The 24,073-nt window shown below is 63.3% G+C and carries 21 protein-coding genes; 6 read left to right on the forward strand and 15 right to left on the reverse strand.

All coding sequences use genetic code 11. The features are described from left to right. Positions 1 to 10: 10 nt before the first annotated feature. The 6 genes from ACOOEX_RS09800 to ACOOEX_RS09825 form a co-directional block, all read right to left on the reverse strand. Positions 11 to 331: a hypothetical protein gene (locus ACOOEX_RS09800; RefSeq protein ID WP_420398216.1), complete on the reverse strand. Its 321-nt coding sequence runs from the start codon at positions 329 to 331 to the stop codon at positions 11 to 13. A gap of 112 nt (positions 332 to 443) precedes the next feature. Next, positions 444 to 1,838 carry a dihydrolipoyl dehydrogenase gene (gene lpdA / locus ACOOEX_RS09805; protein WP_420398217.1) on the reverse strand — a complete coding sequence of 465 codons (1,395 nt, stop codon included), beginning with the start codon at positions 1,836 to 1,838 and terminating at the stop codon, positions 444 to 446. A gap of 135 nt (positions 1,839 to 1,973) precedes the next feature. Further along, positions 1,974 to 2,564: a DUF924 family protein gene (locus ACOOEX_RS09810; protein ID WP_306044180.1), complete on the reverse strand. Its 591-nt coding sequence runs from the start codon at positions 2,562 to 2,564 to the stop codon at positions 1,974 to 1,976. A 37-nt stretch (positions 2,565 to 2,601) separates the two neighbouring features. Then, positions 2,602 to 3,903, reverse strand: a complete 1,302-nt coding sequence (locus ACOOEX_RS09815) for an MFS transporter (protein ID WP_420398218.1) — start codon at positions 3,901 to 3,903, stop codon at positions 2,602 to 2,604. Positions 3,904 to 3,992: 89 nt separating this feature from the next. Further along, positions 3,993 to 5,057: a tRNA preQ1(34) S-adenosylmethionine ribosyltransferase-isomerase QueA gene (gene queA / locus ACOOEX_RS09820; protein ID WP_420398219.1), complete on the reverse strand. Its 1,065-nt coding sequence runs from the start codon at positions 5,055 to 5,057 to the stop codon at positions 3,993 to 3,995. Next, positions 5,054 to 8,317 carry an AsmA-like C-terminal region-containing protein gene (locus ACOOEX_RS09825; protein ID WP_420398220.1) on the reverse strand — a complete coding sequence of 1,088 codons (3,264 nt, stop codon included), beginning with the start codon at positions 8,315 to 8,317 and terminating at the stop codon, positions 5,054 to 5,056. Before ACOOEX_RS09825 ends, queA begins: the two co-directional genes overlap by 4 nt. A 120-nt stretch (positions 8,318 to 8,437) precedes the next feature. Between ACOOEX_RS09825 and ACOOEX_RS09830 the strand changes: the two genes are divergently transcribed. The 4 genes from ACOOEX_RS09830 (at position 8,438) to ACOOEX_RS09845 (ending at position 11,785) form a co-directional block, all read left to right on the forward strand. Further along, complete coding sequence (locus ACOOEX_RS09830; RefSeq protein ID WP_420398221.1) at positions 8,438 to 8,899, forward strand: peroxiredoxin; 462 nt, start codon at positions 8,438 to 8,440, stop codon at positions 8,897 to 8,899. A 20-nt stretch (positions 8,900 to 8,919) separates the two neighbouring features. Next, positions 8,920 to 9,735, forward strand: coding sequence for a ferritin-like domain-containing protein (locus ACOOEX_RS09835; protein ID WP_420398357.1), 816 nt, complete (start codon positions 8,920 to 8,922; stop codon positions 9,733 to 9,735). Positions 9,736 to 9,915: 180 nt separating this feature from the next. After that, positions 9,916 to 11,256 carry a DUF5930 domain-containing protein gene (locus tag ACOOEX_RS09840; protein ID WP_420398358.1) on the forward strand — a complete coding sequence of 447 codons (1,341 nt, stop codon included), beginning with the start codon at positions 9,916 to 9,918 and terminating at the stop codon, positions 11,254 to 11,256. Continuing rightward, on the forward strand, positions 11,246 to 11,785 hold the full coding sequence (locus ACOOEX_RS09845) for a bactofilin family protein (protein WP_306044186.1): 540 nt from the start codon (positions 11,246 to 11,248) through the stop codon (positions 11,783 to 11,785). The genes ACOOEX_RS09840 and ACOOEX_RS09845 overlap by 11 nt, the downstream gene beginning before the upstream one ends. A 67-nt stretch (positions 11,786 to 11,852) precedes the next feature. On the opposite strand, the gene ACOOEX_RS09850 is transcribed toward ACOOEX_RS09845, so the two are convergent. The 4 genes from ACOOEX_RS09850 to ACOOEX_RS09865 all read right to left on the reverse strand — a co-directional run bounded on the left by ACOOEX_RS09850 (position 11,853) and on the right by ACOOEX_RS09865 (position 17,405). Continuing rightward, positions 11,853 to 12,644: a DUF2189 domain-containing protein gene (locus ACOOEX_RS09850; protein ID WP_420398222.1), complete on the reverse strand. Its 792-nt coding sequence runs from the start codon at positions 12,642 to 12,644 to the stop codon at positions 11,853 to 11,855. Between the two features lie 61 nt (positions 12,645 to 12,705). Continuing rightward, positions 12,706 to 13,494 (reverse strand): alpha/beta fold hydrolase, encoded by a 789-nt coding sequence (locus ACOOEX_RS09855; protein WP_420398223.1) that lies wholly within the window; start codon positions 13,492 to 13,494, stop codon positions 12,706 to 12,708. A gap of 81 nt (positions 13,495 to 13,575) precedes the next feature. Beyond that, positions 13,576 to 14,703, reverse strand: a complete 1,128-nt coding sequence (gene prfB, locus ACOOEX_RS09860) for a peptide chain release factor 2 (RefSeq protein ID WP_420398224.1) — start codon at positions 14,701 to 14,703, stop codon at positions 13,576 to 13,578. Between the two features lie 86 nt (positions 14,704 to 14,789). Beyond that, entirely contained in the window at positions 14,790 to 17,405 is a 2,616-nt protein-coding gene (locus ACOOEX_RS09865; RefSeq protein ID WP_420398225.1) for a penicillin-binding protein 1A, read from the reverse strand. A 132-nt stretch (positions 17,406 to 17,537) separates the two neighbouring features. Here ACOOEX_RS09865 and ACOOEX_RS09870 point away from each other — a divergent pair, with 132 nt between their 5' ends. Further along, on the forward strand, positions 17,538 to 18,143 hold the full coding sequence (locus ACOOEX_RS09870) for a class I SAM-dependent methyltransferase (RefSeq protein WP_420398226.1): 606 nt from the start codon (positions 17,538 to 17,540) through the stop codon (positions 18,141 to 18,143). On the opposite strand, the gene ACOOEX_RS09875 is transcribed toward ACOOEX_RS09870, so the two are convergent. Beyond that, the gene (locus ACOOEX_RS09875) at positions 18,119 to 18,541 is read right to left on the reverse strand and encodes a PaaI family thioesterase (RefSeq protein ID WP_420398227.1); all 423 of its coding nucleotides are present in this window, start codon (positions 18,539 to 18,541) and stop codon (positions 18,119 to 18,121) included. The two genes, ACOOEX_RS09870 and ACOOEX_RS09875, sit on opposite strands and share 25 nt — an antisense overlap. A 65-nt stretch (positions 18,542 to 18,606) precedes the next feature. Here ACOOEX_RS09875 and ACOOEX_RS09880 point away from each other — a divergent pair, with 65 nt between their 5' ends. Continuing rightward, entirely contained in the window at positions 18,607 to 19,416 is an 810-nt protein-coding gene (locus tag ACOOEX_RS09880) for an enoyl-CoA hydratase (RefSeq protein ID WP_420398228.1), read from the forward strand. A gap of 2 nt (positions 19,417 to 19,418) precedes the next feature. On the opposite strand, the gene ACOOEX_RS09885 is transcribed toward ACOOEX_RS09880, so the two are convergent. The 4 genes from ACOOEX_RS09885 to ACOOEX_RS09900 form a co-directional block, all read right to left on the reverse strand. Continuing rightward, positions 19,419 to 20,609, reverse strand: coding sequence for an MFS transporter (locus tag ACOOEX_RS09885; protein ID WP_420398229.1), 1,191 nt, complete (start codon positions 20,607 to 20,609; stop codon positions 19,419 to 19,421). A 1-nt stretch (position 20,610) separates the two neighbouring features. Beyond that, the gene (locus ACOOEX_RS09890) at positions 20,611 to 22,083 is read right to left on the reverse strand and encodes a carboxypeptidase M32 (RefSeq protein ID WP_420398230.1); all 1,473 of its coding nucleotides are present in this window, start codon (positions 22,081 to 22,083) and stop codon (positions 20,611 to 20,613) included. Position 22,084: 1 nt separating this feature from the next. Further along, a complete protein-coding gene (ctaA, locus tag ACOOEX_RS09895; protein WP_420398231.1) occupies positions 22,085 to 23,218 on the reverse strand; it encodes a heme A synthase in 1,134 nt (377 codons plus the stop codon). Positions 23,219 to 23,298: 80 nt separating this feature from the next. Next, positions 23,299 to 24,042, reverse strand: a complete 744-nt coding sequence (locus ACOOEX_RS09900) for an RNA methyltransferase (protein WP_420398232.1) — start codon at positions 24,040 to 24,042, stop codon at positions 23,299 to 23,301. Positions 24,043 to 24,073 lie beyond the last annotated feature (31 nt).

Consider the following 24,073-nt stretch of genomic DNA (forward strand, 5'->3'; position numbering starts at 1 on the left):
CCTATCGCCCTCAGGCAACGCCGTTCATCAACAGAAAACCGATCACAAGGATGGCCAGAAGCAATAGCGCCGCGCCACCCATGTTGAGACTGAAGAGCGTGGCCACAGCCGCGACTGCCCCAAATCCGACGATCAATCGGCCATAGAGTTCACCTAGCGCATGCGCAGCGGAGTCGCGGACCATATCCCAGAACGCGGCTGAGTTACTGGTGAAGCCGCCATTGGCCACGCGTATCCTGTTCCGGTCGTTCTCGAGCTGCCGGTCAAGCGCTTCGCGTTCCATCTGCGCGCGCGCACGGGCTTCGGCGATATAGTCGGTTTGCTGTGCCATGTGGTCTTGTCCTCTTCTTCAAAGGGCAAGGGATCACAGGAATGGGGCGTAAATAGGAAACGGACCGGAACATATCATGCCCCGGCCCGTTCCCATTGCACACATGCGGCAATCACATATGGATCACGCGCCCATAGGCGTCGAGGCTGGCCTCGTGCATCATCTCGCTGAGCGTGGGGTGCGGGAAGACGGTCTCGAACAGGTCTTCCTCGGTGGTTTCCAGCTTCTGGCCGATGACATAGCCCTGGATCAGCTCGGTCACTTCCGCGCCGATCATATGCGCGCCCAGAAGCTCGCCGGTCTTTTCGTCGAAGACGGTCTTGATCAGTCCCTCGGGTTCGCCAAGTGCGATGGCCTTGCCGTTGCCGATGAAGGGGAAGCGGCCGACCTTGACCTTGTAACCGGCCTCTTTCGCCTTGGCCTCTGACAGGCCGACGCTGGCCACCTGCGGGTGGCAGTAGGTACAACCGGCGATGGAATTGGGCTTGATCGGGTGCGGCTTGCCGCCCGCGATCAGCTCTGCCACCATCACCCCCTCATGGCTGGCCTTGTGGGCGAGCCAGGGGGCACCGGCGATGTCGCCGATGGCGTAGAGCCCATCCACGCCCGTGCGGCAATATTCGTCGGTCACCACGTGGGTGCGGTCGATCTTGACGCCGAGCGCCTCCAGCCCCAGACCCTCGACATTGCCGACGATGCCCACGGCGGAAATCACTGTGTCAAAGTCGTGCTTCTCGACCTTGCCGCCGATCTCGATATGGGCGGTCACCTTGTCGGCGGAACGGTCTAGCTGCTTGACCATCGCCTTTTGCAGGATCTTCATTCCCTGCTTTTCAAAGGCTTTCTTGGCGAATTTCGAGATTTCCTCGTCTTCCACCGGCAGCACGCGGTCCATGACTTCGACCACGGTCGTGTCTGCGCCAAGCGTGTTGTAGAAGCTGGCGAATTCGATGCCGATGGCGCCCGATCCGATGACCAGCAGCTTTTTCGGCATATGCGGCGGTTGCAGCGCGGCCTTGTAGGTCCAGACGCGCTTGCCGTCCGCCTCCAGCCCCGGCAGTTCGCGAGCCCGCGCGCCAGTGGCCAGGACGATGTTCTTTGCGATCAGATCCTCGGTGCCCTTGTCGGTTTCCACCTTGACCTTGCCCTTGGCGGGAATGGTGGCCGAGCCCATGATGACGGTCACCTTGTTCTTCTTCATAAGGTGGCCGATGCCGGAGGACAGCTGTTTGGCCACCCCGCGAGAGCGTTTCACAACGGCGTCGAGATCATAGCCGATATTGTCGGCTTTCAGGCCGAACTCCTTGGCGCGTTCCATCAGGTGGAACACTTCGGAGGACCGCAGCAGCGCCTTGGTGGGAATGCAGCCCCAGTTCAGGCAAATGCCGCCCATATGCTCGCGTTCGACGATGCAGACCTTCTGGCCAAGCTGCGCGGCGCGGATCGCCGCCACATAGCCGCCGGGGCCTGCCCCGATTACAACTGTATCAAAAGACTGAGCCGCCACTGTATCCACTCCTCCGGTCGAAATTTGTTTAACGTTAAACCATTGATGCGTGCAAAACAAGCCCCACAGCGCAGGGCGGCCTTGCGCGCAACGCAGATCTACCGCGCCGGGCGAGTTGTATGTTTAATGATTAAACTACTTACAAAGCGCGGCGGCACGGGCCTCTTCTACCACTTTGCCATATCCGCCGTTTTCAAGGAAATCCTTTTCCGCATCCGAGCTTGTCCGCCCGAGCGCCTCGTTGCGATAGGGAAACCGGCCAAAACGGCGGATGATCTCACGATGCGCAATGGCATGGGGCAGCTTGTCTTCCCGCTGATCCGGCATCTTCTGACAGGACAGGCGCACGGAATGATCCTGATCGGTCAGCGCCTCGGAATGCATGAAGGGCAGGTAGAAGAATTGCCGCGTGTTCTGGTCGAACCGTTCGTCCCACCGTTGCTTGAGCGCGTAGCACGCCGCCGCCTTGGCCTTGCTGTCGGTGGAAAACGCCTTGGCCTGCCCCCGGAACATGTTGCGCGGGAACTGGTCCAGCACGATGATCAGCGCCAGCGCCTTGCGCGGGTGGCTTGTCCAGTGACTGAGCTTGCCTGCTGCGGCTTCTTCCCAGAGCGGCAGGAACCTGTCGCGGATCTCGGCGTCGAACGCCTCGTCGCTCATGTACCATTTGTCCGGTCCGGCCTCTTCCAGCCAGAATGTCAGGACATCCTCAAATCGGTCTGTCATGGCAGTGCTCTCCTTCCTTCTGCCTCAAACCCCGGGCCTAGATGCCCGTGGGCCTCTCCTCCCTTGTGTCGCCATCCTCGGCCATTTCTTCCGAGGCTTCGGCATAAAGTTCCTGCGCGGTTTCCACGGCGACCATGGATGCGGTCGGCATGATCGGCGTGTAGGGCACCGCGTCGTAATCTTCGGCCTCGGCCGCATAGGCCGACTGGCGCCGTGTCATCCGCCAGCCGCTATAGACGGCCATGATGGCAAGGGTGATCGCAAGGAACAACCAGAACCCCCTCGGACCGGTCATCCCCATCAGCCAACCCACGGCGGGCGGGCCGGCGATGGCGCCAAGCCCGTTGATGAAGATCAGCCCGCCGGATGCGGCGGCCATGTCCTGGATCTCCAGATAATCGTTGGTGTAGGCGATCAGAAGCGCATACATCGGCTGCGCCAGCCCGCCGGTCAGCAGCGCCGACAGCAATACCGCCTCGAATGTGGCTTCGAACAGGAACCCGATCAGCGCGGAACAGGCCCCGGCCAGCGCCACGAAGAAGATCAGGATCCGGCGGTCCATCTTGTCCGAAAGCCAGCCGATCGGGTATTGAAAGACGATGCCGCCCACGAAGAAAGCGGAGACCATCATCGAGATTTCGCGCACAGTCATCCCCGCCTGGGTCGCATAGACGGCGGACATGCCGAACTGTGCCGAGAAGACGAAGCCCATCAGGATCATGCCGACAAAGCCGAGCGGCGAATTGCGGTAGAGCTGGACAAGGCTCATCGGGCGGGTGGTTTCAAAGGCCGGTGTGGGGGCCACGGCCAGCAGGATCGGCGCGAAAGACAGTGACACCAGCACCGAGGGGATGATGAACAGCACGAAGCCCGACGGATCGCCGAAGTTCAAAAGCCCCTGCCCCAGAACAAGCCCGACCATCTGCACCAGCATGTAAGCCGACAGCGCCTGCCCGCGAGTTTCATTGGTGGCGGAGTTGTTGAGCCAGCTTTCGGCGGTCACGTAGACGCCCGACAGCGAAAACCCGATGATCACCCGCAGCACCATCCAGGCATAGGCGTCGGTCAGAACCGGGTAGAGGATCAGCACCGCCGAAATGAACGACCCGAGCGCCGCGAAGACCCGCACATGGCCCACCCGCCGGATCATATGCGGCGCAAGGCGCGACCCGCCCAGGAACCCGACAAAATAGGCAGAGGCAATCAGCGACAACTGGTAGGTGGTGAAGCCTTCGATGCCGCCGCGCACACCCATCAGAGAGCCCTGCAGGGAATTGCCAACCTGCAAGAGCATCAACCCGAGAAGAATGGCCCACGCACTTGCGATGACCTGTTTCATGGCGCTGCTCCACCGCTCGTCGTTCTGTCGTGTATGACAGTGCTGGATGCGCCAACACCGCCAAAAAGCGACGTTATCAGGTCACGCTATCAACCTTTTGCGGCATTTTCCGGGAAAAGTAGAGATGCATCGCCATAAGAGAAGAATCGGTACTTTTCAGCAACGGCATGGGCGTAGACATCTTTTACAAGATCGAACCCCATCAGAGCCGAGACCAGCATCAGCAAAGTGGACTTTGGCAGGTGAAAATTGGTCATCAGCCCGTCGGTGATTTTCCAACTGTAGCCGGGATAGATGAAGATGTCGGTATCGCCCTGCCAGGGCTGCATGGTGCCATCCTCGGCGGCAGCGGTTTCAATCAGGCGCAGCGCCGTGGTGCCCACGGGAATGATGCGCCCGCCAGAGGCGCGGGTTGCGTTGATCTCGGTAGCGGCCTGCGCGGTCACTTCGCCCCATTCGGCGTGCATCCTGTGGGTGGTGACATCCTCGACCGTGACCGGAAGAAAGGTGCCCGCGCCCACATGCAAGGTGACGAAGGTGAATTGAATGCCCCTTGCCTTCAGCGCTTCGATCAGCGGCTTGTCGAAATGAAGCGAGGCCGTGGGGGCCGCGACCGCGCCCTGATTGCGGGCCCAGATTGTCTGATAGTCTTGCTTGTCCTGCGCATCGGCGGGGCGTTTGGCAGCGATATAGGGCGGTAAGGGCATCGCCCCGGCCTCGTTCAGCGCGGCGTCGAAATCGGGGCCGGACAGGTTGAAGCGCAGGTGCAAGCCGCCCTCCAGCCCCACCACATCGGCGGACAGGTCATCGCTGAAATTCACCGTCTCGCCAAGCGCCAGCTTGCGCAATGGCTTGGCCAGGGCCGACCAGCTGCCATCGGCCTGCGGTTCCAGAAGCGTGACCTCTACCTTGGCGCAAACCCGCCCCTGCTGGCTGTCGCGCCAGCGCTGCCCGAACAGTCGCGCCGGGATCACCTTGGTGTCGTTCAGGATCAGCCGATCCCCGTCGCGCAACAGGTCTGGCAGGTCCGAAACCCGCAAATCTTGCATAAGATTGCCTGCGACATGCAGCAGCCGCGCCGAAGACCGGGGCTTGGCGGGGCGGGTCGCGATCAGCCCCTCGGGCAGGTCGAAATCGAAATCGTCGAGGGTCATTCAGCGGGCTCCGGTGGCGGACGGCGAAAGATTTCCCGGAAGATGCCGGGGGTGAGCACCGAAAGCGGGTTGACCGACACGCTGCTGTCCTCGGGCGTGCCCGTCAGGCGGTAGGTGAAACCGAACAACCCCTCGCGGCGCGGGCTGAATAACCCGCCCACGAGCCCGTTGACCATATATAAAGGCGACACGACGCCCTCGAAATCATAGTAGCGCGCGCGCAGGTCATAGGTGCCATCCAGCGAAAGCCCCATCGACGGCCCGAGCGCTGTGCCCTCCTGGATGACAAGCGCGTCCGGCGACAGGGTGAAGGCCGCGCGCACCTCGCCCAGGCCAATGCCTTCGCCGGTGACCATCTGTTCCAGAAGTCCCACGACGGAAATGGCCGAAAGCAGTTCGGCAAAGGCGGGCGCGTCACGCAAGCGAGGGTTGTCGATGGTCAGAAGGCCGGAGTAGTTGCCCTCTCCCGGAAGGGGGCGCAGGATCAGGTCCATCGCGCCGCCATAGGCGTTCTGATAGATGCCCGCCGCGCGCAGCATCGCACCGCCATCGTCGGAGCGCAGGCGAAGGGCGGTGCCGTTTGCCTCGCTCAGCACCGTGCCGCTGACCGGCACCGCGCCCCCCATCAACCCGCGAAAATCGCCGCTGACAGGGGTTCCTGACAGTTCCGTGCGCAGATTGGTCAGGAAAATGCTGTCGGTAATCTCCAGCCGGTCGAGCAGGATATTGAGCGGTAGGGCCTGGCCGCCTCCCGCGCCGCCCGAGGGCAGACCGCGAAGGTCCACCGTGCCGCCCGTGACATTGATCTGCGGCGTGCGCCCCGCGCCTCGGGATACCAGCGCGCCGCTGATGTCGAGCCAGTCGGACAGCGTCAGGCGGGTGATTTCCAGCCTTTCGAATTGTTGTTCGTCGTTGATCTGCACGGACCCCTCCAGCGTCAACCCGTTGCCGGCAATCTCCAGTCTCGGAACATCCGGCGCGGAGCCCAAAATCAGATCGGCCTCCAACCGGCCGGTGCTGCCTGCGGGCAGGGACCAGCCGAGCGACGGCACGCTCAGCGCCAGCCCGGCCAGATCGGAACTGACAGACAGGCGCGGCGGTTCCCCCCGGTCAAGCGCGAGGTCGAACCGCGCCTCGCCCTGCCCGCGCAGCATGCCGTCCGGCAGGATAACCCCGAACTCCGCCAGGGCCTCTGGCGTCAGGGTCGCGGTGCCGCGCACGGTGCTGGCCGGGGTGCTGTCTGGCCCTAGCGCCCGACGCCAGGTGGCATTGGCGTGCAGCCCGTCAAGCCGGGCAGGCCCGCCGATGGCAAGGGTGTCATTGTCGGCGGTGATGTTCAGCGCGGCAGCCCGCAATTCCCGTCCGGGCACGAACCGGTCGGAACGGACATTGCGCAGCGTGCCACCGATCCGGAACGTCACATCCTGCGGCATGATCCGGGGCCGCATCTCCATGGCCAGTGACACGTCCAGATCGGCCCGCCCGCTGGCGACCATGCCGGGATCATAGGGAAACTGGTCGAGCAGGTTGAACGGATCGGCCCCGATCAGGGTCAGGACCGAGGAAATCGGCCCGCCGATCTGCAGATCGAAACTGGCCGGAGAATAGGCAACGCGGGTGTCGTCGATGCGCATCAGACTGCCCGCGAGATCCAGCCGCCCGCCATTGGGTGCGGTGACATGGCCCTCGTGCAGCGCCAGGGACAGGACGTTGCGCGAAATATCCATATAGCCGCGTCCCTGCTGGATCGGGGCCATGTCGCGTATGGCGCGGACCTCGGCCCCTTCGAAATCGAAGGTCAGGCCGAATTGCGGATCGGTTTCCGGCGCGATGCGCAGCGCGGCGTGGATATTTCCCAGACTGCCGGAAATGACATTCTCGGTCAGCCAGTCGCGGGTATTGGGAATTTGCGCCACCGGCCAGAGCGGCACCACCCGCTGCGCGTCAAGCTGGGGGATCTCGGCATCCAGCCGAACCGCCAGCCCCGTCTCCTGTGCCGCGACGCGGCCACGCGCGGTCAGGTGCAACCCCTCGTCAAAGAGCACCGCCTGTCCGAAATCCATGGCGACGAAGGGAAACAGCTGCAACCGCATATCCAAAGCGCCACCCGCAAAGCTGACGGGGGCCTCGAACAGGCCCGGCGGATCGGCGGTGATCTGGCTGAGCTGCAACTGAGACACATAGACCGGCCCGTCCAGCAGCGTGGCATGGCCGGTGATCCGGGCCGATAATGCCGGGGCGTCGACGGTGAAGTCCTCGATCCACATGCGGGCGTCGCCGGCATTGTAGTCGAAGGACAGGTTCAGGCTGTTCAGGGGCAAGGGATCGACTGCCCCGCCGGGGGACACGTGGCCCGCGCCGACCGCCAGCGTTCCCGACAGCGTTCCGACCGAGGCGTCATCGAACAGAACCGTGGACAGCCGCCCGGACATCGGAGCCTCGACCAGGGTCAGCCAGGTCAGCGCGTCCGAGACGCGGGCGATATCGGCGCTTTGCAGATTGCTGAACGCGCCGGCGAATTCGGTCTCGCCCAGTTCGGCCCGGCGGGTGAAGGTCAGCTCGATCGCGCCACCCTCGCTGCCGTCCAGCTGCCCGGTCACCGACAGAACCAGCGCTTCGCCTTCGGGCACAAGGGCAAGGGTGGCGCCGGTGATCCGCGTGGAGTCGCCGCTGCGCATATCGTCGATCACCAGCGTGATATCTTCGCCCACCACGCTGACCAGCCGGGAAAACACCGTCTGCTGGAACATCCGGTCAATGCCCGCCAGGGTCTGGGCCAGGTCGCGGGCCTCGCCAGTTTCCGCACCGGTGAAGGCAAGGTCGAAGCTGCCCTCCGCATCGCGCCGGATGCGCAGGCCCGCCCCTCCGACAGAGACCTGACGTGGACGCATCTCGCCGCGCAGGGCGGCGGCGCGATCCAGTTCCACCTGTAGCACCGGGAAGACAACGCGCGGGCGATCCCCGTCGCTGAGCTGCATCTCGGAAAAACGGATTCGCGGCTGCAAGGTGCCGCGTGACAACGACAGGCCGATCTCGCCCACGGTGATCTGCCCGCCGGGCATGGAGGCATCCAGCGCCGCCTCGATCCTGACGCGCGACCATTCGGGCAACGGCACTGCACGTCCATTCGGCGGAAAGGCCAGAAACAGAATGCCGGCCGCAAGAAGCAGGGCCAGCAGCGCCAGCCCACGCAGGATCCAGCGCAGCGGGCCTCGTCGCCTGGGGCGGCGCGGCTCTGGGTCTGGGCCGGTGTCTGACATGAGTTCTGCGCGCTCGATCTGCCGGAGGATTTCGGTCGGTTTCAGGGTTTATCTTCGCCGGATTTATCCTAGCTTGCAAACCGCCGATAGCAGATTCCCGCCGATAGCAAGGAGCATCCAATGATCGAAGCAGGCCAGACCGCCCCGGATTTCACCCTTCCCCGCGACGGCGGGACCGACGTGACCCTGTCTTCGCTGAAAGGCGGCCCCGTTGTACTGTATTTCTACCCGCGCGACGACACGCCCGGCTGCACCACGGAAGCCAATGATTTCACTGCCATGCTACCAGATTTTACCGCCGCAGGGGCCACGGTGATCGGCGTGTCCAAGGACACGGTCTCAAAGCACGAGAAATTCATCGCCAAGCATGATCTGGGCGTGATCCTGGTCTCGGATGCCGAGGGGGATCTGTGCGAGACTTATGGCACCTGGGTCGAGAAGAATATGTATGGCAAGAAGAGCATGGGCATCCAGCGCGCGACGGTGCTGATTGATGCCGAGGGCGTCGTGGCCCGCGTCTGGCCCAAGGTGAAGGTGGCCGGTCATTCCGCCGAGGTGCTGGAGGCGGTGAAGGCGCTGTGACCTCCCTGACGCTGACGGAGATGGCAACGGCGGTTCTGGAAACCGCCGATGCCGCAGAGAAAACGACACTCAGCCGCCGCTACGCCGCCCGGTGGTTTGCCGCACGTCGCGGCGAGGCCCCCGAAATTGCCATCGGCACCGCCAACCCGCCCCTGCGCCCTGCCCGGCCTGCAAAGCCGGAGCTGCTGGACCCGCGCGACGTGCCCCGCCGACGGCCCGGCAGCCCCGAGGGGCGCAAGGCGCTGCTGCATGCGGTTGCGCATATCGAGCTGAATGCGGTGGACCTGCATTGGGACATCATCGCGCGGTTCGGGGGCCGGGTGCGGATGCCCATGGGGTTCTATGACGATTGGGTCAAATCCGCGGACGAGGAATCGAAGCATTTCCAACTTGTCAGTGCCTGTCTGGAAACCATGGGCAGCCACTATGGCGACCTTGCCGCCCATGCTGGCATGTGGCGCGCAGCCGAGGATACCGCCGAGGATATCATGGGCCGGCTTGCCGTGGTGCCCATGGTGCTGGAAGCGCGCGGACTGGACGTGACACCGGGCATGATCGAGGTGTTTGGAAAGGCTGGGGATGCTGCTGCAAAGCAGGCTGTCGAGGCGCTGGAGGTCATCTATGCGGAAGAAGTGCATCATGTGGCCTATGGCTCCAAGTGGTTCCATTTCCTCTGCGGACGTGAAGACATCGACCCGAAGGACGCGTTTCACCGGCTGGTCCGCACCTATTTCCACGGGGCGCTAAAACCCCCGTTCAACGAGGAAAAACGGGCCGAGGCCGGGTTGCCGCCCGATTTCTACTGGCCGCTGTCTGAGACCGGTTCGGTCGGCTGACCCTGCGGGAATGGGCAAAAACCTGCCAAAAACCGGCGAATAGGCCCATTTATCCACAGCCGGGTAGAAAAAGGTTTGAGCCTCGCGGGGCTTTCCCCTAATCCCTAGTTTACCGGTGCGGCGGGTTGTGGGGACAGGACGGCGCGCATGGCAATGACAAGGGTAATGGGGCACAGCGACGTGAAGACACGCCTGACCGACCGTTTCAACGGCGCGCTGGAACGGTATTTGCCGGAACAGCGGCTTTTCCTGAAATCAGACCAGGGCATGCGCTATGTGCGGCTGCGCCCTGCGACGCAGGCGATCATGCTGACGGGAAGTTCACTTTTCGTTGGCTGGACGGTGATCGTCACGGCCATCTTCCTGATCGATTCCATCAGCGCGGGCGGGGTCCGCGAACAGGCGGAACGGGCGCAGGTCGCCTATGAACAGCGCCTGAATGCCATGTCTGAGGAACGCGATGCGCGCGCATCAGAGGCGCAGGCCAGCCAGGAACGGTTCTCGGTCGCCATGGGGGAAGTGTCTGCGATGCAGTCGCGCCTGCTGGCATCCGAGGAACGCCGCCGCGAGCTTGAAACCGCGGTCGAGGTGATCCAGACCACCCTGCGCCGGGTCATGACGGAGCGCGACGACGCCCGCGCACAGACCGCCGCCCTGCTGGCCGAGATCGAGGCCGAAAACGGCTCGGTCCAGACGGCCGCCGGCAGGCAGCGGGAACTGGAACGGACGCTGGAATACCTGACCATGGCGCTTGCCCGCGCCGCCGATCAGCGCGACGACGCGGTCGAGATCGCGGAAGATGCCGAAGACGAAATCGACGAACTGGAATTTACCCAGGCCCTCGCCGATGAACGCAACGAGCGGATTTTCGCGCAGCTTGAGGACGCCGTGGAAATGTCGATGGCGCCGCTTGACCGGATGTTCTCGGCCGCAGGTCTGTCGACCGAGGATCTGGTGAACCAGATGCGCGCCAGCTACGATGGCCAGGGTGGCCCGCTGATGCCGATCACCATGTCGACCCGCGGCGAAGACCCGGATTCCGCCTCGCTGCGCGCCAACGAGGTTCTGGCACAGCTCGACAACCTCAACCTTCACCGTATGGTCGCGGAAAGATTGCCTTTTTCCCGGCCCGTCTTTGCCAGCTACCGGCTAAGCTCGCCCTTCGGATACCGCCGTGACCCGTTCAATGGTGGCAGCCGCCTGCATACCGGTGTCGATATGGCGGGCCCCACGGGCACCCCGATCCACGCCACCGGCGACGGCGTTGTCAGCTTTGCCGGACGGCAGAGCGGCTATGGCAATATCATCGTCATCCAGCACGCCTTCGGCTTCGAAACCCGCTATGCACATTTGCATCGTATCCGCGTCACCGAGGGCCAAAGGGTCTCGCGCGGGGATCGCATAGGTGATATGGGAAGCACCGGACGGTCGACGGGGCCCCATCTCCACTATGAGGTTCGCACCGGTGATACGCCCCGAAACCCCATGAACTACATCACGGCAGGTAGAGATGTTTTCTAAGTCAAAAATCAATGAACCCGGTCCCAAACAGGCTGGCGCCGCTGATAGCAAACCCGAAACCGGGGCGGATGCCCCCAAGGCAGGATCCTCGGACAAAAGCTCAATGCCCCTTACCTCGAACAAGCCCAAACCGCCCGCATCCTTGCTCAGCTCTGACCTGACGATCACCGGCAATCTGCGCACCACCGGTGACATCCAGGTGGAAGGCACCGTGCATGGCGACATTCGCGCGCATCTGCTGACGGTCGGCGAAGGCGCCACCATCGAGGGCGAAATCGTTGCCGATGATATCGTCGTGACGGGCCGCGTCGTGGGCCGTGTCCGTGGCCTGAAAGTGCGCCTGACCGCGACCGCGAAGGTCGAGGGCGACATCATCCACAAGACCATCGCCATCGAAAGCGGTGCGCATTTCGAAGGCTCTGTCCAGCGCCAGGAAGACCCGCTGTCCAATGGCGGCGGTGCCAAGCGCCCTGCCCCGGCAGCCGCAGCCCCCAAGCCAGCGGCCAGCAACGGCACCGCAGAAGCCTGATCCTTTCCGGCTGACAGCAGTTCATGGCGGCCCCGATCCTTTCGGGGCCGTTTTCGTTTGTGAGGGATCAGCCGTGCTCCAGCGCACGGCGGTAGATATGCCAGCTGGCATGGCCCAGGACCGGCAGCGCGACAAAGAGGCCCAACAGAGCCGGGATCATCGCCGCAAAGGTCAGCACAGAAATGGTTACGCCCCAGGCGATCATGACCCTGGGATTGCGTTTGACGACCGCGATCGAGGTCAGCATGGCGGTGACGAAATCCAGCTCCTTGTCCAGAAGCAGCGGCAGCGAAATCGCAGTCAGGCAAAACAGGACAAAGGCGAACGCCGCCCCGAATGCGGTGCCCACCAGCAGCATGACCAGACCTTCGGGCTGAAGCAGATAGGCATAGCTGGAACTGACATTCATCAGAACCGATGGCCCCATGAACAGCGCGAATAGCATATGCGCGAAGAAGGACCAGAACAAGAAATAGACGATGATCACCCAGGACATCAGCGGCAACTGCCGCAAGCGCTGACGCCAGACCACGCCGAAGATGTCATTGCGGCGGAAATCAGTCTCGCCCTGTTCCAGCCGGTGCGAGACCTCGTAAAGCCCCACGGCCAGAAACGGCGCGATCAGGGGAAAGCCCACGGTGATCGGCAGAGACAGCCAGATCTGTTCCGTCACGAAGAAGAGGATATAGAGCAGCCAGCCGCCGATCACGTAAATATGGGCAAAAAACAGCCCCATCATCGGCTTGCGGCGAAAATCCTGCCACCCGGCGCGCAGCGCATAGCCGATATCGCCCATCTCCATCTGCCGGACCTCCGGCACTTTGGACGCTGCGGGCAGTACCTGGCTTGTGTCACTCATCACGAATTCCTCCCTCGCGGAAATGCTAAGGGAGGATGCTTGACCGTGCCAAGGGAAATTATCAGCCTTCCGAAGAAGAAACCCGTTCCAGAATGATCGACGCGCAAGCTTCTGGATGGGTCGTGATCAGAAAGTGGTCGGCCCCTTCAACGATACGGGTCGCGCATTGCGGCCATTCCTGTGCAATGGCGTGACAGGACTCTGCGATCGGATTACTGGCACGGCTGCCCCAGGCCAGTGTTGCTGGCAGCTCCATACTGCGGAAGGCGCGCGTCATCGGGGCAAATGACATCGCGGAATCCCAATCGCGGAGATTGGCGGGCACCCCTTCATTGCAGAAGGCCCTTACCCGGTCCGGCATCGCGGCGAAACTGCCCTCAGGCGTCCAGTAATCAATCACGATCCCCGCCGCATTCGGATCGTTGCGGCGATGCGCCTGTGCCAGCCGGGGCGCAATTGCACGCACATCGTCGATCCATGGGAACGGATCGCCATCCGGGAGAACAAAGACCGGATTTGCCTCGAACGTGGTCAGGCTACGGACATTGGCCCGGCCCTTGAGCATTGCAGCAAGGGCGATCTGCCCCCCGAAGGAATGCCCGACAAGGTGAACGGGCTCCGAGATCATGTTCAAAAGCGCATGCAACCAGTCGGTCAACCGGTCCATATGGCTGTCAGTACCGATGCGCGGATCATCTGCCCCGCCATATCCGGGCAGGTTGACTGATAGCAGGCGATAACCCTCGGGCAGTTCATTCCAGACCCCGGCCCACGCGGCGGTTGTGCTAAATGACCCCGGAAGAAAGAGAATTGCGTCCCCTTCACCGCTTTCCTGAATGTCAAACGCCATGGCACCCCCTGCCCCTTGCTACACAAGAAACATGGGAATGACCAAGCTGAACGATACGGGATAGCTGATCAGGAGCTTGTCTCAGTCCTCGGCCTGGGCCTGTGCGCGGGTCTTGCCAGAGACGTCCATTGCCAGAACGCTGGCCATCAGCCCGTCGAGATCGCCATCGAGAACGCCTTGCGTGTCAGAGGTCTCGTAGCCCGTGCGCAGGTCCTTCACCATCTGGTAGGGCTGCAGAACATAGGACCGGATCTGGTTGCCCCAACCCGCATCGCCCTTGTTTTCATGGGCTTCGTTGATGGCGGCGTTGCGGCGGTCCAGTTCCTGCTGGTAGAGCCGCGATTTCAGCGCCTTCATGGCGATATCGCGGTTCTGGTGCTGCGATTTCTCAGAGCTGGTCACGACGATCCCGGTCGGGATGTGGGTGATCCGCACCGCCGAGTCCGTCGTGTTCACGTGCTGACCGCCCGCACCGGAGGACCGGTAGGTGTCGATGCGAATGTCAGAGGGGTTGACCTCGATCTCGATATTGTCGTCAACGACCGGATAGACCCAGACCGAGCTGAAGGACGTATGCCGCCGAGCAGCGCTGTCATAGGGGCTGATCCGCACCAGCCGATGTACGCCCGATTCCGATTTCAGCCAGCCATAGGCGTTGTGGCCGGAAATCTTGTAGGTGGCGGATTTGATGCCCGCCTCTTCGCCCGCGCTTTCGGACTGAAGCTCTACATCATAGCCCTTCTTCTCGGCCCACCGGACATACATGCGCGCCAGAATGGAAGCCCAGTCACAGCTTTCGGTGCCACCGGCGCCCGAGTTGATTTCCAGGAACGTGTCGTTGCTGTCCGCCTCGCCATCCAGCAGCGCCTCCAGCTCCTTCGCGGCGGCAGTCTTGACCAGCTCGGCCAGCGCTTCCTCGGCCTCGGCGATCACTTCCTGATCGTCCTCCATCTCGCCAAGCTCGATCAGTTCCACATTGTCGTTCAAACCGCTCTCGATGGCCTTGTAGGTGCCCATCTTGTCGACCAGCAATTGCCGGTCGCGCATCAGCTTCTGCGCCTTTTCCGGGTCGTTCCAAAGGTCCGGGTCCTCGACGCGGGCGTTGAACTCCTCCAACCGATGGGGGGCCGTTTCAAGGTCCATCCGCTGGCCCAGAAGGGTCAGGGATTTGCGGATTTTCTCGATATGGCTTTGGGTTTCGGCCCGCATGGTCTGCTCGCTCGGCTCTGGAATGGGTTGTCACAGGGATGTAGACCAGCCCCCGCGCCGCTGCAAGCGGGCAAGGGCCGGGTTGGTCAGTAAAGCCCGCCGGAGGTCAATTCGCCAAACCCCGTGCCAAGCGGCACCCGCGCGGTTCCGCCGGTTGAGGTTTCCACGGTGCTGTCCGTAGGGGGCAACGGATCGCCGTCGACAATTTCCCCGCCGCCGGTGCCCGGTTCCTGACCGCGCGCGAACATCGGCAGGTTCGATCCCATGCCAAAGCCACCATCAACGATGGAAAGCATGCCGAAGAACGGCTCTTCCCCGTCGCGGAAATATTCCATCACCACATCGGGGCCGGACGCGCCGGATTCGAGACGCTGACCGGAATAGCGGTCGATCGGGTAGAAATGGCCGCCCGGCGGCACTTCGAATTCGCCGCCGCCATATTCGGCAATCGCCTCACGCATGAACTGCGCAAAGACCGGCCCGCACATTCCGCCGCCAGACGCGCCCCGGCCAAGGCTGCGCGGGGTGTCGAAGCCGATATAGCAGCCCGCCACGATGGTGTTGGAGAAGCCCACGAACCACACGTCGCGCGCGTCGTTGGTGGTGCCGGTCTTGCCAGCCAGCGGCACGCCGAGGCCGGCATTGCCGACGCTGCCCGCCGCCGTGCCGCGCTGAACTACGCCGCGCATCATCGAGGTGATCTGATAGGCGGTGATCGCATCAATGACCCGCTCGCGGTTCGAGACGATCCGGGGGGCGCGACCGCTTTCCAGATCGCTCAGCAGACAATCCTGGCAGATGCGCTGATCATGGCGATAGACGGTGGACCCAAACCGGTCCTGCACCCGGTCAACCAGAGTGGGTTCCACCCGCTCACCACCATTGGCAAACATCGCATAGGCTGCAACGACCCGGTAAAGCGTGGTTTCCTGCGAGCCGAGCGAGTTGGCCAGATAGGGCTGCAATTCATCATAGACGCCGAAGCGCTCCGCGTAACGCGCCACGGTGTCCATCCCGATATCCTGTGCCAGACGAACGGTCATCAGATTCCGCGACCGCTCGATCCCGGTGCGCAGTGGCGCGGGGCCGTAAAACTCGTTCGAGGCATTGGTGGGCCGCCAGATCCCCTCACCCGTATCGACCTCTATCGGGGCGTCGATGACAATAGTGTTGGGGCTATAGCCGGTATCAAGCGCGGTCGCGTAGACGAAGGGCTTGAAGACCGACCCCGGCTGGCGCGTCGCCTGCGTGGCGCGGTTGAAGCTGGAATACTGGTAGGAGAATCCGCCCTGCATCGCCAGAACCCGGCCCGTGTTCACATCCATCGCCATGAACCCGCCCTGAACCTCGGGAATCTGGCGCAGGGTCCAGCGGATGAAACTGCCATCGCTGTCGCTGGTCATGGCCCGCACATGAATGACGTCGCCCACATCCAGCAGGTCGCCCGCATTTCGCGCCGTATCGCCCCGGTTGCCATCCGCGTCCACGGGCCGCGCCCAGGTCACGTCTTCCGGCGGAATCCAATGGCCGTCCTCGTCATCCTCAATGCCTTCGATACCGATCCGGGCATGGGTGTTGCCCACCTCCAGCACCACGGCGGCGTGCCAGCCGTCGATGTCGCGAGGGAAGGTCACATCGGCAAGCAGATCGCGCCAGCCCTCGCCTTCCGCCTCGGCCAGAAGATCCGGCTCGATGGTAGCCAACGGTTCGCGCCACAGGCCCCGGTCGCGGTCATAGCGTTCCAGTGCCCGGCGCAGCGCCTGAGCGGCGGCGTCCTGAAGGCTTTCATCCATGGTGGCGCGCACCGTATAGCCGCCTGACAGGAAGCCTTCGGTGCCGAAATCGCGGCTGAGCTGGCGGCGGATTTCATCGGAGAAATAGTCGCGAGACGGCAGCTGCGCCCGGAACGGCTCGATATGGCCGCCCTGCACGGTTTCCAGCGGCGCGGCCTGCGCGGCCTCCATCTCTTCCAGCGAGAGATAGCCATTTTCATACATCTCGCGCAGCACGTAGTTGCGGCGGCTGATGGCGCGGTCATAGTTGCGCACCGGATGCAGCGCCGTGCCCCCCGATTGCGGCAGCGCCGCCAGATAGGCGGCCTGTTCAGGGCGCAGGTCGACAAGGTCGGAGTTGAAATAGGTCTGGGCCGCAGCCGCCACGCCAAAGGAGCGCTGACCAAGCTCGATCTCGTTGAGATAAAGCTCCATGATCCGTTCCTTGGACAGCGTCTGCTCGATCCGTGCGGCAAGGATGATCTCCCGTATTTTACGTTCGATCCGGCGCGAGCCGTCGAGAAGGAAGTTCTTCACCACCTGCTGCGTGATCGTGGAGGCCCCGCGCACATCCCGGCCCCGCGACCGGATCGCCTCGATCACCGCGGCCCCGATGGCGCGTGGGTCATAACCCGAATGGTCAAAGAAATTGCGGTCCTCGGCGCTGACAAAGGCGTGCACAACGACCGGCGGAATCTCATCGTAGGAGGCATAGATCCGGCGTTCGGCGGCAAACTCGTCCATGATCTCGCCATCTCGGTTGTAAATCCGGCTGATCGTGGCGGGCGAATACTGTTGCAGGGTCTGATAGTCGGGCAGATCGCGGGTGAAGGAAAAGATCACGCCCCCCGCAATCAGCGCGCCCATCACAAGCCCATTGGTCACGAGGCTGAAAATTGCCCCAAAAAACGAAAAAATGAATCGGATCATGCCCGCGACTCCTGTGGCGCAATTGCCTTATAGGCCGCGCTGCAAGGGGGGTCAAAAGCAACGCCGCGCAAGCGGCGGGAATTCGCGCTCGAAAGGGGTTTCTGCCGGGCGTAGGTTGGCGCAGGATAAGGCATGGACTACAACGACATCCTTCCCGCCTATGACCGGGTGGCCGGCCACTGGGCCGAAACGCGCAACACGTCCCTGTTCGAGCTCGGCGCTTTGACGTCAGCTCTGGACGGTCAGAAGGACGCGACGGTGCTTGATCTGGGCTGCGGGTCGGGGCTGCCGATAGCCCGCTGGTTCACGGATCAGCGCTGCGCCGTGACAGGCGTGGACGGGTCAAAGCGCATGCTGGACCATTTCCGGGGCAACCTTCCCGGCGCAAGAGCGGTTCTCGCCGATATGCGCGGACTGTCACTGGGTCACCGATTTGACGTGATCGTCGCGTGGGACAGTTTCTTTCACCTGTCGCGCGAGGATCAACGCGCCATGTTGCCGGTCTTCGCAACCCATGCCGCCCCCGGCGCTCGGCTTTTGCTGACAACCGGCCCCGAGGATAGTGAGGCCATGGGACAGGTCGGACCGGAACCGGTGATCCATGTCAGCCTGTCGCCGGATGTCTATCGCGCACTCCTGGCCGCGCATGGGTTCGAGGTTCTCTGGTTCCGCCCGGAAGACGCGGAATTCCACGGCCATTCCGTCTGGCTCGCTCAGCGGTCGGGCGGAATCGCGTAGGTCATCGAAGCGCGGGCCACCGGGGCCTCCATGCCGTCGGACCGGATCAGACAATCGCCCACGGCCAGTGTCTTGCCCAGTTTCAGCAGGCGGCAATCGCACAACAGGTCGGTCGCGGCGGCGGGTTTGCGCATGAAATCCATCGAGATATTGGTGGTGACCGCCAGTGCCTTGGGACCGATCATCGCAAGCACCGCCAGATAGATCGAGACATCGGCCAGCGCGAACATCGACGGCCCGGATACGGTGCCGCCGGGGCGCAGGTGCCGCTCATCGACCTTGAGCCGCACGAGGATGCCCATCTCTCTGACTTCTTCGATGGTGAAGTCGTCTGCAACTTGCGCGAATTCCGTTTGCAGGAACGCGGATAGCGCGGATTTGTCCATGGCCAGTGCCATTGCCCCTCCTCCCTCTTTCGGCCTAGCATTCGGTGTCTTGAATGCAATTGGCAAGGGAGGGCCAGATGTCGGACGCTACGTCACAGGATATTCTTATCCGCGAGGACCTTGGCCCCATCACCCGGCTGACGCTGAACATGCCCGGCGCGCTGAATGCGCTGTCGGACGCGATGCTGGCGCGGCTGAAAGCGGAATTCACCAATCTGATGGGATCGGAGACGCAGCGCGTTGTGGTGCTGCGCGGCACTGGCAAGGCGTTCTGCGCGGGCCATGATCTGAAGGAAATGCGCGCCAAGCGGCAGGCCCCCGACAAGGGCGCGGCGGCTCTGCGCGACCTCTTCAACCGCTGCGGAGAGATCATGCAGATGATCCCCCGCCTGCCGCAGCCGGTGATTGCCCAGGTCCACGGTATTGCCACGGCGGCAGGCTGTCAGTTGGTGGCGTCCTGCGATATGGCCGTTGCTGCCGATGATACGCGGTTCGGGGTGAACGGTGTCAATATCGGGCTCTTTTGTTCAACGCCAATGGTGGCTCTATCCCGCAATATCCCACGCAAACAGGCGATGGAGATGCTGACCACGGGCCGTTTCATTCTGGCCGACCGGGCCGAGGCACTCGGGCTGATCAACCGATCGGTCCATGCGGACCGGCTGGAGGAGGAGGTGATGGACATGGCGCAGACCGTGGCCGACAAGCTTGGCAGCGCCGTCAGGATCGGCAAGCGCGCCTTCTACGACCAGATCCAGATGAGCCTCGCCCAGGCCTATGACTACACCGGCGCCGTGATGGTGGAAAACATGCTGGATGACGACACCGCCGAGGGCATCGACGCGTTCATCGAAAAGCGTGCCCCGGACTGGACACAGCCGGGCTGAGGTCAATCCAATCGCCTTAGCAAGATGGCCAGCATCCAAAGGCTGACCATCAGAACCAGAAGCGAGAGGCCAAGCAGACCGGGCACACCGAAGCCTTCCAGCATGAAGGCCCCCAGAACCGGGGCAACTGCTCCTGCCATGATTGCAGGGATCTGGATCGTGCCCGCAATGGCACCATAACCCGCCGGTCCCATGACCTCGGAGATCAGCACCGGACGCAGGATGGTCATGACCCCGATTGCGCCGCCCTGAATGGCGGTAAAGGCGAAAATCAGCCAGGGCTGAACGCCCGCCAGAAACAGCGCCAGCGTGCCCGCGACCATGGCCAGAAAGGTAATGCGGGTGGCTGCCGCGTTACCGATCCGCGCCTCGTATCGCATCAGGACCAGTCGTCCGGCCACCTGAGCGGGTCCAACGGTAGAGGCCGCGAACACCGCAAGCGGCTGGCTCGCGCCCTGTTCAACGAAGATCGGCACGGCATATTGGATCAGCATCCAGTGATTGAGCGAGACAAGCGACAGGACGACCGCCAGAACCCAGAAGCTGACTGTGCGCAACGCCCGTCCCAAGGCCCCCCTGTCAGCATCTTTCGTATCCGACGCGCCCTCCACCCGGCGCAGCATCCGTCCCGCGATGGCGAAGAGTGGCACCAGGCCGAATACCATCACCCCCGCCGCCACCCAGACCGCCCCGCGCCAGCCGATGGAGGCACTGAGCGTCGCACCCGCCGGAAAGGCCAAAGTCGAGGCAAAGCCCGCGACCAGCGTGACCCGGACAATCGCCACCCGCGCATGTGCGCCCAAGCGGCGGATCAGGAAGGCAAAACAGGTTTCATAAAGCGTGACGGATTGGGCGAGCCCGATCAGGGCCCATGCGCCAAGATACGCCGTCGGGGTCTGACTGAGCGCCAGCACCACCAACGCCCCGGCCCCGATCAGCGCGCCAGCCACCATCGCCTCGGGCCCTTTGCCAAGATCCACCAGCCGTCCGGCGAACGGGGCCAGCACTGCGGCAATCACGATGGACAGGAACGGCCCGGTGGCCAGCAAAGCCCGGTCCCAGCCAAGATCGGCCTCCCAGCTTAAGATGAGGGCGGCAAAAATGTAGTAGAGGCAGGCGTAGCTGAGCGTCTGGCCAACCGCCAGCATCCAGACCGCCGGGCCGCGTGCGGCCTGATCTGGCCGCACCCCCATGCTAAACCCCGTAAATCGCGCCGAACTTGGCGTCGAGATAATCGAGAAGCGGCGCTTCGCTGACCGGTGCGCGGGCGGCGCGTTCCACCACATCGCGCGGCTCGTAAAGCCCGCCATGCGTTTGCAGGTTCTGCGCCATCCAGCCGGTCGCGCCGCTCAGATCGCCCTGGGCCATCTGCGCATCCACGTTCGGAAGATCGTTGCGCAGCGTCTGGAACAGGCAGCCCGCATAGACATTGCCAAGCGTGTAGGTCGGAAAATAGCCAAAGAGCCCCACCGACCAATGCACATCCTGCAACATCCCGTTCGAGGGCTTATCGACCGCCACACCGAAATCGGCGGCAAAGCGGTCATTCCAGGCGGCTTCCAGATCGGCCACTTGCAGATCGCCTGTGATCAACGCCCGTTCCAGATCGAATCGCAGCAGGATATGCAGGTTGTAGTGAACCTCGTCGGCCTCGGTGCGGATATAGCCCGACTGGACCCGGTTCACGGCCGCGTGGAAAGCATCGGCATCCTTTACGTTCAGATCGCCAAAGGTCTCGTTCATCTTGCCGAAAAGCCAACCGGTGAAGGCACGGCTGCGGCCCATCTGGTTCTCATAGGACCGGCTCTGGCTTTCATGCACGCCCATGGACACGCCACCGCCGAGGATGGTCAGGAGATAGGCGTCGTCGATATTGAGCTCATAACAGGCGTGGCCGACCTCGTGGATGGTGGAATAGAGACAGCCGAAGGGTTCGCTTTCATCCACCCGCGTCGTGATCCGCGCATCGTGACCGGACCCGGAGCTGAACGGATGCACCGCCTTGTCGATGCGGCCACGGTCGAAGTCATAGCCGAAGACTGTCGCCAGATCTGCGGACAGGGCCAGTTGCGCGGCTTCCGGGAAATGGCCCGTCAGCGGTTCGGGGTCATAGCCCGAGGACAGGATGCGCCCGCGCAGATCCACCAGCCGCGGGCGCATCCGGGAAAACAGCGCCTCAAGCTCGGCACCGGTGATCCCCGGCTCGTAGTCCTGTAAAAGCGCATCATAGGGGTCTGAGTCCCCTGCGATGGCTGCCGCCTCTTCGCGGCGCAGCCGCAGAATTTCGGTGAGCGTTGGCAGAAAGGCCGCCACGTCTTCATTCCCCCGCGCCTCGGCCCAGATGCCTTGCGCGCGCGACGTGGCCTTGGCCAGTGCCTTGGCCAGATCGGCTGGCACCTTGGTGGCGCGGTCATATTCCCGGCGGATCAGCCGCAAATTGGCGCGCGCCACATCATCCACGGCCTCCGCCCGGTCCAGCCAGTCGCCCACACAGGGATCGGTGCGACGTGCATGCAGTACGCTTTCCATCGCCGCCATTTCCTCGGCCCGCTGATCGGCGGCCCCGCGCGGCATCATGGTTTCCTGGTCCCAGCCAAGACGGCCCATCACCTCTGACAGGGCCTGCGTGTCTTTCTGGTAGGCGATCAGATCGTCATAGGCGCACATCTCAGGCCCCTCTTACGGATTGGGCATGGGGATGCATCGCGGTGAAGCGCGCGCGCAGGATCAGCACAATGGTCACGACCGCGCCCAACTGGTGCAGCAGCGCCAGCGCCAGCGGCGAGGAATGCATCACCGTGACAATCCCCAGCACCGCCTGCACGAAGATCATCGCCGCCGCCACCTGCGCCGCGCCCCTGACGCTGCGATTGGCGGATTTGCGGGCGGCCATGAGAATGCCGATCGCCATCAGCACCAGCACATAGCCCACGATCCGGTGTATGAACTGCACGGTGCCCGCGTTTTCGAAGAAGTTCCGCCATAGCGGCTCGATCTGCCACATATCTGGCGGGAAGAAACCGCCTGACATCAGCGGCCAGTCGGGGAACATGCGGCCTGCGTCAATCCCGGCCACGAGCGCCCCGAGGAGGATCTGCACAAAGGACAGGTGCAACAGCCCCGTCACCATCCCCTTGATCTTGCGGTCCATATTTCGGCGGGCCTGCATCAGCTCCGCCTCGTCACGCATGAGGCGCAGCACATACCAGGCTATGAGCGCCAGGATCAGGAAGGCCAGCCCCAGATGCGTCGCCAGCCGGTAGGAGGCCACATCGAGCATCCCCTCCTGCAGCCCGGAATGCACCATCCACCAGCCAATCGCCCCCTGCGCGCCGCCAAGCGCGCCAAGCAGCAGGAAGCGTCCGGTCCAGCCTGTGGGCATCCGGCTGGTCGCCAGCATGAAGGCAAAGCCGAGCGCCCAGACAAGGCCGATGGTCCGGCCAAGCTGCCGGTGGCCCCATTCCCACCAGTAGATGTACTGGAACTCGGCCAGGCTCATGCCCGCGTTTTGCAGCCGGTATTCATCGGTCTGCTGATAAGCCTCGAATTCCGCCTGCCAATCGGCCTCATTCAAAGGGGGCACCGCGCCCGAAATCGGGGCCCATTCGGTGATGGAAAGCCCCGAGTCGGTCAGCCGGGTAAGCCCGCCCACGGCGATCATCACCACGACCATCGCGAAAAGCACCATCAGCCAGACCCGCGCAAAGCCGCGCCCCCTGCCCCGGCCCGCCGTCAAAGCGCCCGGCGTCGCGGCGGGTTTCTGGGTTTCGGTGACCTCTTCGAAGATACTGCGTCCGCTCATGCCTCGGGCTCCCATTTCCATCCCGCCAGACCTAGCCCCGCCCCACGGGAGGATCAAGCGCCACGGCAATGCGTCGCGGGTCAGCCGCGTTCCTTCCAGCGCACCATCTGGCGCAGGACGCCATGCAAAGTCTGCACATCCGCGCGCGTGAGCGGCAGGCGCGACCACATGTTGCGCAGGTTGAGCCGCATGCTGTCGGCCTTGGCCTCGGGGAAGAAGAACCCGGCATCATTCAGACGCTCCTCGAAATGGTCGCCGAGTTTCTCGACCTCTAGACCGCTTGCAAATTCTGTCCCGGCCAGTTCCATCACTTCCGCCACGATCTCTTCGGTTGCGCGGCGCCATTCATAGGCGGTCAGCAGCACGCATTGGCCCAGGTTGAGCGAGGCAAAATCAGGGTTCACGGGGACCGAGATGATCGCGTTGGCCTGCACGATATCCTCATTTTCCAGCCCCGCCCGTTCGGGACCGAACAGCACCCCCACCTTGCCGCCTTCCGCATGGATCGCACGGGCCTGTTCCATCGCGCGTTCGGGCGTCACAATGGGTTTTGTCAGCCCCCGCTGCCGGGCCGTGGTGGCAAATACATAGGTGCAATCGCGCATGGCTTCAGCCGTGGTCTGGAACAGCCCCGCATTGTCCAGCAGCCGCCCCGCCCCGCTGGCCAGCGCAACGGCGCGTTCATTGGGCCAGCCATCGCGCGGAGCAATCACGCGCATGTGGTCCAGCCCGAAATTCCACATCGCCCGCGCGGCGGCACCGATGTTTTCGCCCATCTGCGGGCGCACGAGGATGAAGGCGGGTTGGGGATGCTTGGCTTCCATGGGCTGCCGCATAAATCCGGGGGGGCCGCGA

Origin of the sequence: Nioella sp., assembly GCF_965215655.1 — a bacterium.
In the GTDB taxonomy this organism is placed as follows: Bacteria; Pseudomonadota; Alphaproteobacteria; order Rhodobacterales; family Rhodobacteraceae; genus Nioella.

Bases quoted from the DNA above. Each gene is read 5' to 3' on its own strand.
- ACOOEX_RS09800 (WP_420398216.1), bottom strand. From the start codon at position 331: ATGGCACAGCAAACCGACTATATCGCCGAAGCCCGTGCGCGCGCGCAG.
- ACOOEX_RS09810 (WP_306044180.1), bottom strand. From the start codon at position 2,564: ATGACAGACCGATTTGAGGATGTCCTGACATTCTGGCTGGAAGAGGCC.
- ACOOEX_RS09815 (WP_420398218.1), bottom strand. From the start codon at position 3,903: ATGAAACAGGTCATCGCAAGTGCGTGGGCCATTCTTCTCGGGTTGATG.
- queA (WP_420398219.1), bottom strand. From the start codon at position 5,057: ATGACCCTCGACGATTTCGATTTCGACCTGCCCGAGGGGCTGATCGCG.
- ACOOEX_RS09825 (WP_420398220.1), bottom strand. From the start codon at position 8,317: ATGTCAGACACCGGCCCAGACCCAGAGCCGCGCCGCCCCAGGCGACGA.
- ACOOEX_RS09830 (WP_420398221.1), top strand. From the start codon at position 8,438: ATGATCGAAGCAGGCCAGACCGCCCCGGATTTCACCCTTCCCCGCGAC.
- ACOOEX_RS09835 (WP_420398357.1), top strand. From the start codon at position 8,920: ATGGCAACGGCGGTTCTGGAAACCGCCGATGCCGCAGAGAAAACGACA.
- ACOOEX_RS09845 (WP_306044186.1), top strand. From the start codon at position 11,246: ATGTTTTCTAAGTCAAAAATCAATGAACCCGGTCCCAAACAGGCTGGC.
- ACOOEX_RS09850 (WP_420398222.1), bottom strand. From the start codon at position 12,644: ATGAGTGACACAAGCCAGGTACTGCCCGCAGCGTCCAAAGTGCCGGAG.
- ACOOEX_RS09855 (WP_420398223.1), bottom strand. From the start codon at position 13,494: ATGGCGTTTGACATTCAGGAAAGCGGTGAAGGGGACGCAATTCTCTTT.
- prfB (WP_420398224.1), bottom strand. From the start codon at position 14,703: ATGCGGGCCGAAACCCAAAGCCATATCGAGAAAATCCGCAAATCCCTG.
- ACOOEX_RS09865 (WP_420398225.1), bottom strand. From the start codon at position 17,405: ATGATCCGATTCATTTTTTCGTTTTTTGGGGCAATTTTCAGCCTCGTG.
- ACOOEX_RS09870 (WP_420398226.1), top strand. From the start codon at position 17,538: ATGGACTACAACGACATCCTTCCCGCCTATGACCGGGTGGCCGGCCAC.
- ACOOEX_RS09875 (WP_420398227.1), bottom strand. From the start codon at position 18,541: ATGGCACTGGCCATGGACAAATCCGCGCTATCCGCGTTCCTGCAAACG.
- ACOOEX_RS09880 (WP_420398228.1), top strand. From the start codon at position 18,607: ATGTCGGACGCTACGTCACAGGATATTCTTATCCGCGAGGACCTTGGC.
- ACOOEX_RS09885 (WP_420398229.1), bottom strand. From the start codon at position 20,609: ATGGGGGTGCGGCCAGATCAGGCCGCACGCGGCCCGGCGGTCTGGATG.
- ACOOEX_RS09890 (WP_420398230.1), bottom strand. From the start codon at position 22,083: ATGTGCGCCTATGACGATCTGATCGCCTACCAGAAAGACACGCAGGCC.
- ctaA (WP_420398231.1), bottom strand. From the start codon at position 23,218: ATGAGCGGACGCAGTATCTTCGAAGAGGTCACCGAAACCCAGAAACCC.
- ACOOEX_RS09900 (WP_420398232.1), bottom strand. From the start codon at position 24,042: ATGGAAGCCAAGCATCCCCAACCCGCCTTCATCCTCGTGCGCCCGCAG.